This window comes from Mesorhizobium sp. M4B.F.Ca.ET.089.01.1.1, from assembly GCF_004022605.1.
Classification (GTDB): Bacteria; Pseudomonadota; Alphaproteobacteria; order Rhizobiales; family Rhizobiaceae; genus Mesorhizobium; species Mesorhizobium abyssinicae.
Genome location: NZ_RZOS01001162.1, coordinates 1 through 641, shown reverse-complemented (window position 1 = coordinate 641; position 641 = coordinate 1). Strand labels below are relative to the sequence as shown.

The window sequence follows — 641 nt, the reverse complement described above, 5'->3', positions numbered from 1 at the left end:
GGGCTGAAAGGTCGGCTCGCCCGGAAGGTTGAAGAGATGTCCCAGCCTGATCTCGGGCATCCCCTTCAGGGAGGTGACGATCATGATGTAGACCGGGATCAGGAAGAAGAGGGCCGCAACGATCAGGAAAGCGTAAAGGCCGATGCGGCCGGCAGATACCCGTCGCGGTTTCGGCCCGAACGGACCCACGCCGGCCTGATCCGGCGCTTCCTGGACGAGCTGGGTGGCGGTGATCTGGCCAGCGGTCATACGCCCACCTCCCGATTGCGCCGCCACAGCAGAATTCCGCTGAAAGCTAGCACGACCAAAACCGGCAGCAGCATCATCGTTGCCGCGGCCATGCCCTGGCCGACGTTCTGACGCACGGTGATGAGCTGGATGACGTAGACTGCCGGCATGGACGTGGCGATGCCGGGACCGCCGCCGGTCATGGCGATCACCAGGTCGTAGACGCGCACCACGCTGACGCACTGGAGAACGAAGGCGGTGGCGAAGGCGCCCTTCATCATCGGCGCCACGATGGAAAGGTGCGTGCGCCACGTCGGGATGCCGTCGACCTTCGCCGCTTTCCAGATATCCTCGTCGATGCCGCGCAGGCCTGCAAGCAGGATCGCCATCGTCACGCCCGAGCCCTGCCAGAT

The 641-nt window shown here is 64.7% G+C and carries 1 protein-coding gene and 1 pseudogene; both read right to left on the bottom strand.

Annotated elements, in window-relative coordinates:
• Window positions 1–249: pseudogene (locus tag EN780_RS36595) on the bottom strand (carbohydrate ABC transporter permease); the annotation flags it as partial.
• On the bottom strand, window positions 246–641 hold a 396-nt coding region (locus EN780_RS36590; RefSeq protein WP_133372974.1), incomplete at its 5' end, for a sugar ABC transporter permease. The pseudogene EN780_RS36595 and the gene EN780_RS36590, both read right to left, overlap by 4 nt.